At 39.5% G+C, this 19,423-nt stretch carries 4 protein-coding genes; all 4 read left to right on the top strand.

Annotation, left to right across the window (positions count from 1 at the left end; translation table 11 throughout):
- The 4 genes from ACYQ2C_RS14705 to ACYQ2C_RS14690 are packed head-to-tail and all read left to right on the top strand — an operon-like array spanning position 1 to position 19,023.
- The gene (locus ACYQ2C_RS14705) at positions 1-9,453 is read left to right on the top strand and encodes a non-ribosomal peptide synthetase (protein ID WP_460103852.1); all 9,453 of its coding nucleotides are present in this window, start codon (positions 1-3) and stop codon (positions 9,451-9,453) included.
- Between the two features lie 15 nt (positions 9,454-9,468).
- A complete protein-coding gene (locus ACYQ2C_RS14700; protein ID WP_460103851.1) occupies positions 9,469-12,711 on the top strand; it encodes an AMP-binding protein in 3,243 nt (1,080 codons plus the stop codon).
- Positions 12,701-17,251, top strand: coding sequence for a non-ribosomal peptide synthetase (locus ACYQ2C_RS14695; protein ID WP_460103849.1), 4,551 nt, complete (start codon positions 12,701-12,703; stop codon positions 17,249-17,251). Before ACYQ2C_RS14700 ends, ACYQ2C_RS14695 begins: the two co-directional genes overlap by 11 nt.
- Positions 17,252-17,253: 2 nt before the next feature.
- Positions 17,254-19,023 (top strand): ATP-binding cassette domain-containing protein, encoded by a 1,770-nt coding sequence (locus tag ACYQ2C_RS14690; protein WP_460103848.1) that lies wholly within the window; start codon positions 17,254-17,256, stop codon positions 19,021-19,023.
- The last annotated feature ends 400 nt before the right edge of the window (positions 19,024-19,423 follow it).

Genomic DNA, 19,423 nt, shown 5'->3' with positions numbered 1-19,423 from the left:
ATGACTCAAAAAAGCTCACTTCAAGCAAATGTATCGAATAATTTTTCAATACAAAACACCACAGATTGGCAAAAGAAATGTTTGTTAGCACAACGCCTGCAATCGTTACCTAATGAAAAGCAACAAGTATTTCGAGCAAAATTGGCAGAGCAGGGCATTAATTCTTGGCAGCTACCAATTGTTGGTAATTCCGCCAACACACAGCTTAACATTCCCTTAAGTGCTGCACAGTCGAGCTTGTGGTTTATACAAACACTTGCCGACGAAGACGGTTCACAATTCCTAAGAACCTCATACAATTTAAATTCTAATTTATTGATTAAAGGTGATTTAAATCTTGAGATTTTTAAACGTGCTTTAGAATTGTTTTTTATTGAAAATGAAATTTTCTACACAATTTACCTGAGAGATACCGAAACCGGTAAGCCCATTCAAACACTATTACCCAATCCCGAATCAGTTTTCAATGAGGTTTGGCACTTTCAACGCATTGATTATGCCTATGAAGAAAATCAACAACGTGTAAACGATATTATCAACAAGCAGAAATTAATCCCTTTTGAATTATCATCCAAAGCGCCAATTGCGTTTTTTCTAAACCAATTTAATTGCTCAACCTGGATGTTCTCGATTACCGTGCATCACATTGCTTTTGACGCTTGGTCTGAAGGAATTATGATAGGGCGCTTGTGTGAAATTTACGATCAACTTTTGCAGAACACTGCTAATACACCCGAACAAAATACTCAGGTTTTAGCCAAGAACATACCCGAGAATACAAACACAGAATTACCCACGTACAAAGATTACGCAATTTGGCAAGAACAGTGGTTAGCCGGAAGTGATGCGCAACTTCAGTTAGACTACTGGCAAAAACACCTACAAAACTGCCAATTATCCTTACCTTTACCTAGAGATTTTGCGCCGTCGAATAATCTTAGCGATTCCGATATTTTTGAAGTCGACGTAACCCTATCAAAACAGTTTTTCGAGAAACTCACGCATATTACTCAGCAACACAACGCCACACCCTACCACTGGTTGTTAACTGCGTTTAAATGGTTGTTATGCAAATACACCAACAGCTACGATATTAACGTGGGCACCTCGGTGGCTTTACGTGATAGGCCAGAACTGCAAAACCTTGTGGGCATGTTTGTTAACACACTGGTATTGCGTGATCAATTTACTCACGACAGTCCATTTTTAACATCCCTTAATAGCGTTAAAAACACTGTTAAAAACGCATACGATTACAAAGAATATCCGTTTTATCGTTTACTCGATGCACTCAATATCGATCGTGCTTCTACTTACCACTCATTGTTTCAAGTACTGTTTGTCTACGTTGATTTGCCGTCTTCAGAATTACCGTCTATTCATGGCGCATCACTAACACCCATACTCAGCAAAACCCAAGAAGCGCGTTTTGAATTAACGTTGCGCGTAGAAGAACTTATTAACGGAGACGTAAAATTACGTTTAGAATTTGATCCCAAACTCTATCGCGAATCGACTGTTACGCAAATGCTTGTTGATTATGAAGCGCTATTACTTCAACTCAACAATGATATAGACCTGAATTTACAGAACTGGCTACCACCGTCCGTTATTAACCAATACAAGTCATCAAACACAAGATTTAACAACGTAAAAGCAATTAGCAACAATTCTGAAATTGCCAATAACGGTATTTCATCGGCATTTAATGCTTATCATCATTGGGTTCACCAAACACCCAGCGCACCTGCATTAATTTGGCAAGATGAAGCGGAGCAAACAATATTCACTTACGCAGAGTTCGATCAACAAGCGAATTTATTGGCCGGTGTGTTACAGCAACAAGGTATTAACCAAAACGACTGCATAGCATTCGTTAGTGATCGTGCTTATTGGCAAATTATTGCCGTTATTGCAGCGTGGAAGTTAGGTGCAAGTTACGTTGCGCTCGATGCCCAGTGGCCCAATCGTAGAATTAACGAGCTTTTAGCCATTATTAAACCAAAATGCGTCTTGCACAACTGTAATACAGACTGCCATTATTTTAACGATGATAATACGGGTTACGTTGCCGACATTTCTATTGCCTTAGAAAACGATATACTCGCCATTGAAAAGTTATCAAAACAGTTCAACAGTAACGCTTCAGCTAATATTTTAACATTTCCCCCAAATTTATCGGTTGCTTATTATATTTTTACCTCCGGTTCAACTGGTAAGCCTAAAGCTGTCGCCATTAGTCACAGGGCATTGTCAACCTATACTAGCGCCATTAACAACGCGTTAAATTTGCCCAATAGCAGTCAATTAACCAGTGTCTCTTCTTTAGCAACCGACCTCGGTCATACCGCCGTATTTGGTGCATTACTTAATGGGCATTGTTTGCGGTGGTTTGCCACGGATCTTATTAACGACCCAATGCTGTTGGCCAAGAAGTTACAACAAAACCCGGTAGACGTTATTAAATTAACACCATCGCACGTTAAAGCGTTTACACCGGTTCTTGAGTTAATGTCGCCAAGCTACTACTGGGTATGCGGTGGTGAGTCATTATCGGCAGACACCGCCGAAACGCTGTTAAAAATAAACCCACAATGCCAATTAATTAACCATTATGGCCCCACAGAAACAACCGTTGGCGCTTTGATTAATTTTGTAACACTCAACGATATTGCTCGCTATCGATCCCAAGGCTGCATTGATATTGGTAAACCACTCAAGGGATATCGGGCGTTGATTTTAAACGAGTATAATCAGCTCACCGTACCGGGCTGTATTGGCGAATTGGCAATTGCCGGTGACGCCTTGGCAGATGGATATCACGATGACCCTACAGCAACCGATCACAGTTTTATCGAAGTTGACATTTTGGGTGAACACCTTCGCGTGTATAAAACCTCTGATCAAGTACGTATAAATAAGCTGGGTAACATTGAATATATTGGCCGCAACGATAATCAGGTGAAAATACGCGGTAATCGTGTAGAACTGAATGAAATCGAACAGAAGCTAGAAGCTTTTGAAGGAATATCAAACGCCGTAGCATTATTCATCGGTAACGTTGATGATCAACCAGTCAATCGCTTGGTTGCGTTTATCACCGGGGAAATCTCTCAAAAACAAAATACTGAAAAATACATCGAACAGATTACTCAATCGTTAGAGCAACAACTACCAAATTATGCGGTGCCTGAGACATTACGAATTTTAGAGCAATTTCCGCTCTTAGCTAGCGGCAAAATTGATCGTAAAAAACTTATCAACGATTATCTTGAATCTTCTCAAAAATTAAACAATGTTCAGCAAAACATTCTCGATAACAACGGCAAACAAAACGCTATTGTGACTGCCGTTGTGGTTACTGAAGACCAACAGCAACTTTTATCGATTTGGCGTAAAGTTCTGCAACGGGACGATCTAACCATTCACGATGATTTTTTCCGCGTGGGCGGCGATTCTATTTTAAGCCTACAGGTTATTGCTCTGGCGAGAAAATCGGGAATAAAGCTAACGCCGAAAGAATTTTTTAAGAAAAAATCGATTTCAAAACTACTGCCCAATAATCCTAGCGATGATGTTAATAGCAAAGATTTAACAGTAAGTGAAGGTGTTGTTAAGAAGAACGGTTTTGAAAAAATTGATTCTGAAAAAACAGCTACTGACATAAGTATTGTCGAAAAAGATTTAAATTCATTTCCGTTATCACTCTCACAAGAGAGAATCGCCTGGTTAGAAGATTTTAACGGCGGTGACAACAGCTATCACCTTAATGTGGCTTTATGCTTTGCACAAAAAATTAATCAGCAAGCAATTGAGCGCACACTTAAACACCTTATCTTTGAGCACGAATCCTTTCGCATGGGATTTAAACAATCGGCCGGACAATATCGCGCCTTCGTTATTGACGGTTTTACCGCAGTCAATCATTTTTCGATCGAAATATTACCCTCAATAGACACGGCAAAAATCTGGACTGAACACGGCTTTTGTCTTGACCAACCACCTTTATTAAGAGCGGCGATTATTGAACAACAAGACGAGTCAATTTTGTTGCTCAAGCTTCATCACATTATTACCGACGGTTGGTCTATGCGTTTGTTTACCGAACAAGCCATTGCGCATTACACACATTACTGTGAAGATAAGAATACACAAAACAATGAATGGATTAGCGAATTACCAGCGGACAATGTAAAAGCAGCTCGTGTTCAGTATTCCGACTACGCAATCTGGCAAAGGCAGCAATCGTTTAGTGACGACATCCATTTTTGGCAATCTTTTTTAGCAACAACGCCTTCTTATTTAAATTTACCCAATGACACATCGGTAACCGGCACACCCAATCTTAGTGATGCAAGACATCATAGTGGTTTATTTACCGCGCAACTTTCTAACGATTTGTGTCGCCAGCTCGATGAGTATTTATTGACTCAAACTCAAGGCTTAACGGCGTCTAATTTATTGTTATCGAGTTTTGCGCTTGCCCTGTATCGTGTTTGTCAGCAGTCTCAATTTCGAATTGGTCTACCTGTAAGTGGTCGGGTTCATCCTGATTTAAACGATATTATTGGATTGTTTATCAACACACTGGTAATTCCTTTTGATTTAAAACCCGAACAATCGGCAAGCGAATTTATTACCACTAGTCAAGAAAATGTTCAGGCAGCATTAAATCATCAAAACGTACCTTTTGAGTGTTTGGTAAAAGAATTAGAACAACACAGAGACACCACTAAAACACCGTTATTTAACGTGTTGTTTAACTTTCAGCACAGTAATTTTAATAAAACTGAGTCCATAGATAATGAATCGGTAACCATTGATCGCAATCATTTCGGGCAGTCTATTGCTAAATTTGAATTAACATTAGATGTGACTGAAACTCGTGCGCCACAACAAAGAACTTATCAGCTTGAATGGGAATATAAAGCAGAGTGTTTTAGCAAAGCGACTATCAAAAATCTACAGGATTATTTTAGTCTATCGTTACAGTGGTTGTTGAATGAATCAAAAGAGTCTTTACATGCAACAGCCAAAAAATTAGCAGAATTTGATGACATCACCGAAAACAATCAACAACTTCTAAACGTTACCAATACAACGCAAGGTGAAGTATCTATAAATGCTGTTCGAGACATTATCACTCAAGGTATTAAGCAAAAACATAAAACGGCAATTATTGATCAGTTTGGTAGTCTTAGTTACCAAAATTTATTACTAGGTGCTTGGTCATTATCGGCCGAAATAAATTCCCGGCTCGAACAATCCGATATTCAGCCAGAAAACAACGCGGTTATTATTTGTTTAGAACGTGACCGCAGTCTACCCATTAGCTTGTTGGCTTGTTGGTTGGCAGGAAAAGCCTATGTTCCAATAGACCCAAATCACCCTAAAGATAGAAATCAATTAATTATTGAATCTTGTCGCGCCTCTGTTTGTATCGTAAGCAATACAACCAACATTGATGGCTTCAGCGGGATAACAGTTAATGTCGATAAGGTTCTTAAAAACACCGTTACTACACCTGAAGAACTCGACTACCTAACGCAGCAAGCGCTTCCCGGTCAAAATCCGCTCGCCTACAGTTTGTATACATCGGGATCAACGGGTAAACCCAAAGGCGTACTGATTGAGTTTGATCCGCTTAATAATTTCTTGCAGGCAATGCAGAATATTTTCCAGCTAAATGATACCGATGTGTGTTTGGCATCTACCACCATTACTTTCGATATTGCCGGTTTAGAACTGTGGTTACCCTTGGTACATGGTGCAACGGTAGTGCTTGCCAGCGAAGCGCAGCGTGTCTCCGAATTAAGTGACTTAATCGCTAAATACGGCGTTAATTTAGTACAGGCTACACCATCCGGTTGGAAGTTATTACTTGAGCAAGTAACCGCGGCAAAAACTCCAACATTGTTATCTCAGGTTACCGCAATTTGCGGTGGCGAAGCCTTAAGTGAATCGCTTGCTCGGCGTATTCAAAACCACACTAAAACAGTGTTTAACGTTTATGGGCCAACGGAAACCACAATCTGGTCTACCTGTTATCAAGTGTCCAATCATTTTTCGCATTACAGTGGCAATGTTGCCATAGGCAAACCCATTTTAAATACTCAGTGCTTGGTTTTAGATTCAAACCATAATCAGGTGCCGGTAGGTGCGGTGGGTGAACTCTTTATTGGTGGTCACGGGTTAGCAAAAGGATATGCGGGACAAGAACAGCTAACACGCGAGAAATTCGTTCACTTAGAAAAATACAAACACCTAGCCACTCGGTTTTATCAAACCGGCGATCGTGTTCGATACAACAACAACGGTGATTTACAGTTTGTTAGTCGCACCGATTCGCAAATTAAATTACGTGGTTATCGCATAGAGCTGGGCGAAATTGAAAACGCGCTAGAGTCTATTTCAGGTATACAACAAGCAGCTGTGATACTGAAAGACACCGATGAACATGCCTATTTAGCGGCTTTTATACAACTAGTAGAAGATACACAACGCACAGATTTCGCGAAAAAAGATCTAATCGTTGCACAACTGAAAGCGCTAATTCCAACTTATATGGTACCTCAATGTTTTACCGTGCTGGAGAATCTACCTTTAAATACCAACGGTAAAATTGATCGGTTAGCCCTTGCTGGAATAGACATTAATGACACCACTAAAGAAACGCAGCAAAATATCAACGCCGACTGCTCACAAACTCAAGGAATAGTTTTAAACACTTGGCAGGAATTACTGTTTCCAAATTATACCGATGTTGAATTAAGAAACACCGATAACTTTTTTGAGTTGGGCGGTCATTCATTATTGGCATCACAAGCACTTGCCAGAATTAACACCCATTTTAATTTTGAAAACCCAATTAATTTAAGGCAATTTTTTGATAATGCCACCATAGGCCAATTATCAAATTTGTGTGATGCCAAATTAACTACAGCGGAATCGACACACACATCTATCTCTGGCTTGGTGAAAATAGAAGCGTCTTTCGCTAAACGTGCGCCGGTATCAACGCAGCAATATCGCTTATGGTTGGCCGAGCAGTTTACGCCCGCTGCATACAATATGAGCCTAGCGGTTAAGCTGAAAGGTGCCGTTAACCTTGAAGCCGTTAATCTTGCCATTAAATCTATTTTTGATCGTCATGAAAGTTTAAGAACGCGCTTTGAACTTATCGGCGAGCATTTAGAGCAAGTAATTGATGACACAACGGCACTACCGTTTACCACACAAAAAATAACTGGTTGTACAGATACAGACGTTGAAAATTTACGTAATGAACTGCTAAAACAAAGATTTGATTTGCAAACACAACTGCCATTCAATGTGTATTTAATTGAATCCTCACCAAGTCAATATTATTTAATTTTTATTATTCACCATATTATTACCGATGAGTGGTCGATGAATAACCTGGTGGCAGAATTTACCAAAATCTACAGCAGCTACACGAAAGACTCTAATCAGGAACAGTTTGTACTGCCGAATTTAACGATACAATATAAAGACTATAGCATTTGGCAACACAAACAGTTCACAAAAAGCTACGGCGAACAATTAGATGAATTTTGGCAACAGCAACTCAAAAATTATAAAAACTTCCAATGGCCACAAAATTCATCAGGTCAGGTGAGAAAAAATGGGTTGGCAAAACGCCTTAACGTGCTGCTATCCCAAGAGCAAACGGCGGTCATTAAATCTTTTGCTAGAGCTCAAAATACCAGTGAGTTTATAGTGCTGTCTGCAATATTTAGAGTATGGTTAGCAAGGCTCGTTAGCGCAAATGATGTAGTCATAGGAACAGATTTCGCCAACAGACCTTCGCCAGATCTAGAACCTTTGGTCGGTTTTTTCATTAACTTATTACCTTTGCGATTATCGGTTGATGAACACTCCACATTCGCAGAAATAGTATCGCATGAAAAAGAACATTTCCTTGAAGTAAACGAATTTCAGCAGCAACCCTATGAAAAAGTCATTGAGCACTACCGAGCGAATAACAGCAGCGACAGAAGTGCGTTAATAAAATTCTTATTGGTAATGCAAAACACGCCAGCGGCAGATATTCATTTGCCAGATTTATCAGTATCGGTTTTGCCAAACAGCAATCAAACAGCTCGTTTTGATTTATCGGTATTTATTAATCTCGATAAACAATGCGAACTTCAATGGGTTTATGACTGCTCAATATTCGACGACATTACCATTAACCATTACGCCACACAGTTGAGTGAGATTTTGAATACCTTAACCCGTAATCCCAATCAAAAAATTGCGTCACTGAGTGATCTGAAGCCTACAAAAATTGAGCGTGTCGACTCTAAGAAAAATAAATTAAGTAAATTAAAATATCTAAAATCAAAAAAAGACAACTCGGCACTAGATAACAATCTTATTATAGAACAGTGCGATACTCATGAAAAAAGCCTTGTCGACGACAAAAACCGGGTAACGTTTGGGCGCTGGGTACGTTCATCCAGCGGTAGTGATGCATTACCTTACGTCTTTCTTTGTAATAATTCAGACATTAATTCAACTGTTTGGGTAAAGGAATATATTGATACTATCCATGAAAAATTGCTGAGTCATGGTGCGGTATTATTTAGAAATTTTGGTTTACAAACGCCAGTAGATTTCGAGCAATTTGTAGAGTCTATGCATCCTCAATTATTTGGTAAATATGGTGATTTACCTAAGAAAGAGGGCGGCAAAAATATTTATCGTTCGACGCCATACCCTGATGATCGAATGATTTTATTCCATAACGAAAGCTCACACATGAGCCGCTGGCCGCGTAAACAATGGTTTTTCTCAGAAATTGTCGCCACCGAAGGTGGTGCCACACCCATAGTTGATTGCCGTCTTGTGTATCAACAATTACCTGAGAATATCAAATATAAACTGCTCAATAACGGCTTACTGTATGCACGCACCTTTTTACCCGGCGTAGACGTAAGCTGGCAGGACTTCTTTAAAACCGATTCAAAACAACAGGTAGAAACCATTTGTGAGACATCAAAAATTCAGTGGCAATGGTTGCAGAACAATAAAGGCTTACAAATAAGTCAACGTTCCCCCGGAATTATTAAACATCCAATAACTCAAGAATTTAGTTTTTTCAATCAAGTTCAATTACACCATCCCGCGTGTTTAGAGCCTGAGGTACGACAAGATCTTGTGGCTTTAGTCGACCAAGACCAACTACCGAGAAATGTCTATTACGGTGATGGTTCGGTTATTTCTGACGAAGAAATGGCGGTAATTGGCGAATTATACGAAGTCAACGCAATTCGACCGTCGTGGCAGGCTGGAGACGTTCTAATGGTTGACAATATGCTAATTGCCCATGCCAGAGACCCTTTTAAAGGACCTCGCAAAATCGCGGTAGCTATGGCCGATATGTATGAACAATCCGACGTTTGGTCACCGCCGACAGTTGGTCTTTAACTAGGAATTTTTGCTATGATTTTTTCTTTGAATACCATTCAAAAGCAACTGACTTTGAGCAGTGACAGCCGAATTGTTACTGTTGTAATTAATGGCCTTGCAGACGTTGATCTTTTAAAACAAGCACTCGAAAAGATCATTAAATTTAATGACATTCTGCGAGCACAGTTAGTTGACGATGTTGATTTAACAATACCGGTGGTTGAATACTTAGCAGAATCCAACGTAGTGCTCAAAGATTATTGTGAAGGCGATGAGTTATTGCCTAAACATTGGTATCTGCAAAAGCGCTCTGAAGACCAACATTCTTTAATGTTTAAAGTGTTAAATGTTTTATTCGACGAAACCAGTGAATCTCTTTTTTGCCATCAATTACAGGTAATTTACAACAGCTTAGTTAGTGACGATTTAAGCAAAAATCATGATGAAAACAATTTTTTTGAAGATTTATTGGGTGAATCTACCATTCAGTATTCGGAGTTCACACAGTGGCTTAATGATTTAGAAAACGATGAAGATAATTTTGAAGCGAAACAATATTGGGCAAAATATGCAGACGCTGCGCCGATAAGTTTATCTCATCTCGAAACATTTGATGAAACGTTAAACAGTATAAAAACTTATCACCAACACTCTACAACAGTGGCACTGCCCGATGGAATAAATCTTACCAATGATGAACTCGCCGTTGTTTGTAAGCTTTTATGGTCAAAACTGCTTTGTGACCACAGCGGCAGCGATAGCATTACTATGGTTGAATATTACGATGCTCGCCATGAATATGACGAGATGTCTACTTCTATGGGTTGCTTTGCTAGATTAGCGCCTTTTCATTTTGTATTAACTGCCGAACAATCTTTTCAAGATTATATCGATAACGCATTGCACGAGTATGAATTAAGTTCCGAATATATTGAAGCACTGCCAAACAGCTGCTTACAATTTGCCAATGTTGCCTACGAATTTAAAAATTCTTGTAATATTATTGCTGATAGTAATTCAAGTGAAAATGCTCAATCTAAAAAAAATACATCAAGAATTAGTTTTAAACCTACGCCGTCAACTTTGGAACCACCCGAGCAGATTGCGCTTAAATTAACCGTGTCAGCGTCGGTTTCTGGCGAGTTGTCAATTACTGTTACCATCAATAACAGAATTAACGAATTAGCTGCGACGCTGTTGGCGGATCAATTTAAATCAATCTTGCAGCAATACTTATTTACCTCTAAAGATAAACAATTTAGCTTAAATAATGTCAATTACATGTCTGCTCTTGACCAGTCATTGAATGATATTTGGATTAACCGACAAACTTCGTACAAAGGCGACGTTTTAGAGGCAATATTATCTGCGGCAATAAGTAACAGTAATCACATCGCTATTATCGAAGGTCACAAGCAGTGGACTTACGGTGAGGTTGTTCATCAAGCACACACTCTTGCAAACCAGCTAAACAACACGACTTTAAATGCTAATTCGCAACAATCAGCACCGGTTGCCATTTTATTAGGCCAAAAAGCAGAAACCTTAATTTGCCAACTCGCCAGCTGGATGGCAAATCGCGCTTTTATTGTGGTAGATATCAAACAGCCAGAAAGTAATATTTTATCTATTTTACAAGAAACGAACGCGAGCATTATTGCTAATTCTTTTGCGGATATAGAATATTTACGATTAAAAGCGCAGGAGCAGGGCATCGGTGATTTTAATCATCAGATGATCAGCTATGAAAATCTGAATTTTGCGAGTGATTCCAGTTCTGTACGAGATGACTACGATTTTCATCGACCTACAAACAATATTCCCGCTTATATTTTGTATACATCAGGAACCACGGGTAAACCCAAAGGCGTTATCATCGGTCGTCAGCAGATTTCTAATTACGCCTTCGCCATTGCTGAGCAGTTAGGTTTTAAACAAGGTGTTCATTGTGCGGTAGCCTCATCGTTGAGTACCGATCTCGCGTATACCTGTATTTTTTCGGCGTGGTTACAGGCCGGTTGCGTAAATTTAATACCCGATCAAACACGCACCAATGCAATTGCTTTCTCGAATTATATTGAATCATTTAAGCATCAGGGTAATGCAATAGAATTTCTCAAAATCGTACCGGGGCATTTTCAGGCGTTAATAGGCGATACCAACACAATACCTAAATACCTACCCAGCAGCGGTTTAATCTTTGGTGGCGAAAAAGCTAGTGCGACGCTAATTGATGCTATTCACCAGTGTGATGCTGCGATTTCTATTTACAACCATTATGGCCCAACAGAAACCACTGTTGGCGTAGCCATTGGCCGTTACAACAAAGATAACCCGCAATTTTTATTGCAGCGGCCGTTATCGGGCAACACACTTGTACTCGTAAACAACAACCTAGAACCCGTTTCAACGGGCTCAATCGGTGAGTTGGCTATTTCTGGTCAACAAGTAGCCATGGGTTATTGGAATTTGCCGTCTGAAACTGCTCGACGCTTTAAATCGTTAATGATTAATGGCAAAGACGACTTAGTTTATCTAACGGGCGATATTGCGCGCTTTACAATTAACGGTCAGTTAGAAATTCTAGCTCGTAAAGATCAACAGGTGAAGGTACGAGGTTTTCGCGTTGAATTGGATGCGATCTGTTCCGTCATTGAAGCACAACAACACGTAAAAAAAGCGTTGGTTAAAGTTGATGACCAATCGAGCCAAGTTTTAATTGCCTACATACAAACAACTTCGAGCACGGTTGATCTTCTACTGCTTGAACAAAGTCTAAAACAGTCACTGGCATCGGCATTACCGGATTATATGTGTCCTAGTCAGTATCGTTTTATTACCGGTATTCCATTATTGGCGTCGGGAAAGATAGATTTAGCCAAGATTGATACCTGTGTCATTCAGACTAATAACACGGAATTTGTAGCACCTCAAAGCGCGCTAGAAACACTCGTCTGTGAAATTTGGCAAGACAAATTAACCCGTAAACCAATTGGCATTAATGATGATTTTTTTGCTTTAGGTGGCCATTCGTTAATTGCGATTAAAATCGCAGCGGCTTTAAGCCAACAAGTCAACATTGTATTACCGCCAGGCATTGTGTTTGAAAATCCAACGCCTTCTGATTTATCGCAATTTTTACTGGCTAATAGTGACAACAAAGCCAAACTAGAAGCAATTGCTAAGGCGCGTTTGAAGCTACGAAATATGTCTGACGAAGAAAAAGCTGTATTACTTGCACAACGTCACTCACAGGAGCCCGCCGGTGCAGTTTGATGATGAATTACTACTTTCATTGCTGCTAGACGATAAGCTGCTAGACGATAATAGCAATGAAGTAATCGACGCTTGCGAGCGGACAAAAGCTCATGGGGCGACACCTGCCGTTGGTACGCAGATTAAAAAGCACGCAACAACCGGCGTGTTTCCGTTGTCTTCCAGTCAGCAGCGTATTTGGTTGACGCAAACCATCGAAAATGATGCCAGTTACCATATCCCTAGGCATTTTATCTTGGATAAAAGCGTTGACCTGCGAGCCATAGAACCAGCACTTCAATGTTTAATTGGTCATCATCCGTCGTTACGTACGCGTTTTTATTTAAATGAAAATACCGCGAATCCCGAACAGGAAGTTCTGGCATTTGACCAAATCAGTTTTAAATTAGAAACTGATCACACTAACGCTGAAGCGCTAACCGATTTTTGCTCACAGTGGTTTAACACGCTGTTTACGCTGAATAAACCGCCGTTGATACGCGCTTGTTTGCTCAAAGTTACCTCACAAGATAATAATCTTAGCGATTGTCATAAAGTACAACCACAAACTCAGCAGCATTTATTAATTTGTATTCATCATATAGTTTCTGATGCACGTTCTAGCGAAATACTCAGCGATGAATTTTTGCATAATTATTGGCATTTTGCCGCGCAACTAAAAAATGGCGTTACGGTTGACGATTTAACCGCGCCCAAACAACCCCCTATCGATTTGCAATACAGCGATTATGCTTTGTGGCAAAATGACTGGTTTAACTCTGAACAATATCAGAACCAAAAAGATTATTGGCAAAGTAAATTTAAAGGTTTGATCGAGTCAGGTCATGATTTATCGAATATTGATTCGCCAGTATTGATTAAAGATCGCTCGTCTACACTAATTCAAAAAAGTGATGCCATTAAACGTGAATTTTTTCTGGAATCTTCACTGAAAAATGCCGTCGAGCAAAAAGCTAAGCGATTGAAGATTTCGGAAAATTCGTTGCTGCTTGCAGCTTATCATCGATTATTATTTCGCGTCAGTGGTAATCGTCTAACCAGTGTAGGATACGCTCTAACCAATCGTGAATCCGATCAACTCAACGACATAGTAGGTTGTTTTATCAACACGCAGGTATCTTTTGCTGAATTTACAGATTCTCACGAAAATCTGGATCTGTTCATTGGCGATATACATCAGCAACAAATAGGGGCGTTAAACAACGCCAGTTTTCCCTACGAGCACTTACTTGCCTTGTTTAATAATGTTACCGCTCAACAGGTTGGATCGCTATTTAATGCTTTTTTCAATTTTAAACAGGTCGATAAAAATACCAAAGGTGTTGGCAATTTGGGTTTTAACGATCAAATAATAGCGGGTTTATCTGCTAAATTTGATGTAAGCCTTGAGATTACTCGTAATCAAGAGACATTTTATGGTGTTTTTGAATGTGCCGCTAAACATTGTAAACCAGAGACCGTCGAGTATTTAACAGCCCTGTACCAAGAATGTGTAATGGAGCTTTGTGATGTTAATCATGCTTCTAGCTCAAGTTACGCTACAAAAAATAAAGCACTCTTGTCATCTAATCAGCATTGCTTTTTTGAAGAATATTTAAATAACGGCTTATCTAAATCAAAAAACAATAAACAATCGCTCTTTACTTATTACAACGATAACAACGAGCGTGAAGTTTATTTTGATCAATTATTTTTATGCGCACACAAACTTGCGGAAAAACTTAATGAGCTTATCGACGTTGACTCTAGATTACAAAAACAACCATTAATAGCAATCAGTTTACCGCGTTCAATAAGTTTACTGGTTTCATACCTTGCAGTTCGTTTTATTGGTGCGGGTTATGTTGCTATTGATCCAGATTTACCCGATGAAAGAATTACATACATATTGAATCAATCAAAACCCATCGTATTTCTAACCGATGTTCACACCAATCTATCCGACAAGGTATTTTCACCAGAAGATTTTGCAACTATAAGCGACGACGATACCGCGAACACGTCTGCTTTTAAGCAGTTAATTTGTTACAACCCAACGGTTTATATTGAAAATTTATTAACCCATAAACTGCCAGTAAACGATGCGCCATTACAGCCCTCACTTGTTCGCAAGATTAGTTTTTCTACGCTTAGCAATAACATCGCGTACATTCTTTTTACGTCGGGCTCTACGGGAAAACCCAAGGGCGTTCAAATTGGTAATCGTGCATTAGATAATTTTTTAGCCGCTTTTCAAGATATTCTTAAACTCAATAAAACTCATAGCTTCCTTGCTTTAACCACCATCTCTTTTGATATTTCAGGTCTAGAAATATGGTTGCCGCTGTGTACTGGCGCAAATTTGGTGTTGGGTAAAAAAGAGCATCAGCGCGATCCAGAAGCGCTTTTTGAGCTGATTTTGCAAAAGAATATTACTCATTTACAGGCAACGCCTACAACCTGGGCAATGTTAATGGCGCTTGAGGTTGAATTTCCACCCGGTTTTGTAGGTATCTGTGGAGGCGAAGCGTTATCGGACAGTCTAGCGGCCAAAATTTGCGCTCGCGGCATACAATTACTGCACGTGTATGGGCCGACCGAAACAACCATATGGTCCACCGCCAAGTGGATTAATCGCGCTGATAAAACCGACCTCGGTGAATACAGTTTCGGAGCAAACAATATCAATAATTATCGCGATAACCGCTGCGACGGTAATAGCACCGGAAATATTACCTTAGGTAGACCCATTGCCAATACCGACATTTATATTTTGGATGAACACAACCGATTACTTGATAAAACCCGAGTAGGGGAGTTGTGTATCGGCGGAGCTGGATTAGCCGAAGGTTATTACAACCGCGACGATCTTACCCAAGCAAGTTTTATACATTGGAAAGATGTAAATGGTTATAGTCGTCGAATTTATAAAACCGGCGATCTAGCCAGACTTAATGCCCGCGATGAATTGGAGTTTTTTGGACGTAAAGATAACCAAGTTAAAATTCGCGGTCATAGAATTGAGCTTGGCGAAATTGAAAGCGAAATGTCATCGTATGAATATATTAAGCATTCGTGCGCTTTGGTAATTGATGAGCAGATCATAGTTTGTGCGGTATTAAATAACGGTGAATCAAAAGTATCGTCACCAGATTCGGTAGTCGACCAAGACTCAATTAAAGCAGTATTGGCTCAACATCTACCGTATTACATGGTGCCCAATCAGATTGTGTTCTATAACGAATTTCCGCTTAATTCGAGCGGTAAAACCGATAGAAATGCCTTAACGCTGATGGTTAAACAATCCTTACAAGAGAATCGATTTAACAGAAACAGCCACTCTAAAGCCAATGACCAGAGCCTTAACCAAACCCAACAATGGGTAATAGAGACGCTGTCTCAGGTGTTGAACAAAACACTCACTTTACAGGACGATTTTTTTGCCAACGGTGGTAATTCGTTATTAGCGGTACAGTCAACAATTGCATTAAATAAACGCCTAAATCAAAACCAACAAACAGAATTATGCTTGCCTATGACGGCGTTATTTGAATATCCCACGGCCAAAGAACTCGCAGACTTTATCGATCACAAAAGTGACCAACAATTAAGACATGTTATCCAACGACGCTTATTAAACGTTGTAGACAATCCAGTGACTAAGTTGGTGTGCTTTCATCCAGCCGGAGGCGGGGTAGAGGCTTATGCAAATCTGGCGTCTTTTTTGAGCAACGCATCAATTCAAGTTTATGGAATTGAAAGTAGACAAAAAATAGCTTTAAACAATCACACAAAAAATCAAATCTCAACAGACACATTATTAGATCAGTACTGTGAGCAGGTTTTAGCCTCGGTTAACGATAATGACCCAATAAACCTACTTGGTTGGTGCTTAGGCGGTCATTTAGCCTTAGCCGTAGCCGATCGCTTAGTTGCGCACCACAAGCGCGTGGTCGCTTGGGTTGGCGTTATTGATTACGACGCGGCCAATCTCATCAATTTAGAAGGTGCAGAAGATAATCATCAACATAACACCGATTATTTACAATCAAGCACAGAGCTTTGGAAGGACTTTTTAAATTTTAAGAATTTTTACAACGTCGCCATCCCTGAAACCGATATAAGAAGAATAAAAGACGAATACGAAGAGTATCTCAAGACTGAACGCATCGATAATAAAACATCACTCTACCAACAAGGTTTAGGGTTTTTACTTAAAAAATCCAAACAATTAGGCTTGTTAGATAAGATTGTCGCGTTGGTATTAGACGATAATCAATCTCTACCCAATGAAGAATTATTAGAGTTGCTAAAATTAAGATTTATGACCGAAAAAAGCATAAATATGACCGCCAAGCGGCTTATTGTTAAGCCTAAAAATCATTGTGTTGATGTATGGCTTAGTGAGAATCGCGTTCGTAACAATGAACAAATTATTTCAGACTGGCAGAATTTCAGTAATAAAGTGGATTTGAACGTAAAACGTATCGAAGATGATCACTTTAGCATTGTTAGCAATGATAAGTTTAAACCGCAATTATTAAATTCGTTGGGTTTTTAACCGTGCAGCTACTAAAAAATTTAATGTATGAATCAAAACGCGAGCTAATATTTGCCTTGATTATGAGTGCAATTAGCGCGGCCATAGGTATTTTACTCATTAATTATCTAAACCAACAAATTGAAGGACAGAACCTAATCAGCGGTAATCTTGAACCTAATATCGTATGGTATTTTCTGTGCTTATGGTTGTTGCTAATTGTAAGCGGGGCAGTGGCGCAAGTTAAGCTCATGCGATTTGGTCAAGATATTGTTTATAAATTGCGCGTTAATGTGTTTAGTCGAATGCTCAACACTGAATTTATTATTAAAGAAAAGGCGGGGGCACACCGCTTGCACGCCGTTCTTGCTAAAGACATTCAAACTATCGCGCAGGCATTTAATCGCGCACCCATGGCTTTTTATAACGCTTTTTTAATAGCTGCATCTATTGCGTATCTGGGTTATTTGTCTTTGATTTTTTTGGCATTAACGCTGGTTGTAGTAGCGCTCGGATTAGTCGTTGACCGTTTTATTACTAAAAAAATGGTGAAATATTTAAAACAAGTTCGAGATTATGAAGATGATTTGTTTGCTTGTTATAACGAAGTTATTTACGGCGCAAAAGAGCTTGAGCTAGATGCCCTTAGAAAACAGTCTTTATTGGATGTTGATTTAAAATCTGCGGCGAACAATTGCAAAAGTGCGCAAAAAAAGTCGGATCTATTTTGGTCGTTAAATTTAAACTGGACGGTTGCTTTGGTTTTTTTACTGCTGGGTGCCGTGGTGTTATTCGGTGGTATTGTCTATCAAACGCTTGGTTTAAACTTGAGTTTAGCTACGGTAAGCAGCTTTGTGGTGACCATACTCTTTATGCGTTCACCGTTAACCGGGCTTGTTGAAATGATTCCGGCGATTACCAACGGAGTTATTGCTGCGCGTAAAATCAATCAGCTTGAACTCGCACCAACACCGGTAGAAAACAAGGTCGTTAATGGTGTGAAATCATCTACTATTGATCAATCTTATACCGTAAAACTGCCGTTTAAGAGTATTACCTTCAGTGAAATTACCTTCAATTATGGCGTATTCAACAATACAGTAAACAGTAACCATTTAAACGATCGCAATTTAAACCATCGTCACACGAACAATCACCATTTAAACAATGACTATCAATTTCAGCTAGGGCCAATTGACTTATCTCTGCACCAGGGTGGCTGCTATTTTATTGTCGGCGGTAATGGCAGCGGTAAATCTACTTTCTCAAAAATCATCACCGGAATATATCCCACAAGCTCTGGTTCTGTCGCAATTGACGGTAATTTTATTTCGGCAGAATTATTGAAAGAGATGTTTATCACCGTGTACGCAGATTTCTACTTGTTTAACAAAATTAAAGATTACGAACGTAAAAAACCCGCCATTGATTACTGGTTGCAAGAATTAAAGCTGGATCACAAGGTATCTGTTGTTGATGGACGCTTGAGCACGACTGACTTGTCTACCGGACAGAAAAAACGATTAGCGTTATTACACGTATGCGTATCAGACAGACCACTAGTCTTGCTGGACGAATGGGCCGCCGACCAAGACCCAGAGTTTAAACACCGTTTTTACACAAAAATTTTGCCTCAGTTACAAGCTCAAGGGAAAACCATCATCGCAATTACCCATGATGACTATTACTTTTATTGTGCCGATCAAGTAATTACATTACATAACGGCATTATCGAAAGCGCCACGAGCAATGTTAAAAGGGCTTTGATAAATTCTGTGCAAACGGAAACCTGAAATAAATTTTCATGACTAGAAACCATTGATTTACTCGTCGATAACGTAATCAACGGACTGATAACTAACTAGGAATGGTTGTTGATCTCCGATTCTTCACAGGCTCAAGGATGAGCTCAATCATCAAAACAGTGCTTGCCAACAGCGTTAAAACTGCACATCTAGCGATGGAGAAAACGAAAAATCTCTAATAAAGGAAGGCTAAGTCAGAGGAACGTGTCAGAAGAACACTAAACCGGCCGAACTAAGCACAATAAACGTAAGGGTACTGAACAGTTTGGTAAAAAGGCACCAAAGGGTCAATCGGTCACATTATTAGTTCATATACTGTTTAATTTTCGCTTTTGAGCAGTCTAATCCCAGTTTCTTTAGTCTCAACTCACTAAAAAAACGCGAATTT

It is taken from the genome of Sessilibacter sp. MAH3, assembly GCF_054658275.1.
This window is presented reverse-complemented; position numbering and strand designations above follow the sequence as displayed.

Coding starts and splice junctions, on each gene's coding strand:
- ACYQ2C_RS14705 (WP_460103852.1), top strand. CDS start 1: ATGACTCAAAAAAGCTCACTTCAAGCAAATGTATCGAATAATTTTTCA.
- ACYQ2C_RS14700 (WP_460103851.1), top strand. CDS start 9,469: ATGATTTTTTCTTTGAATACCATTCAAAAGCAACTGACTTTGAGCAGT.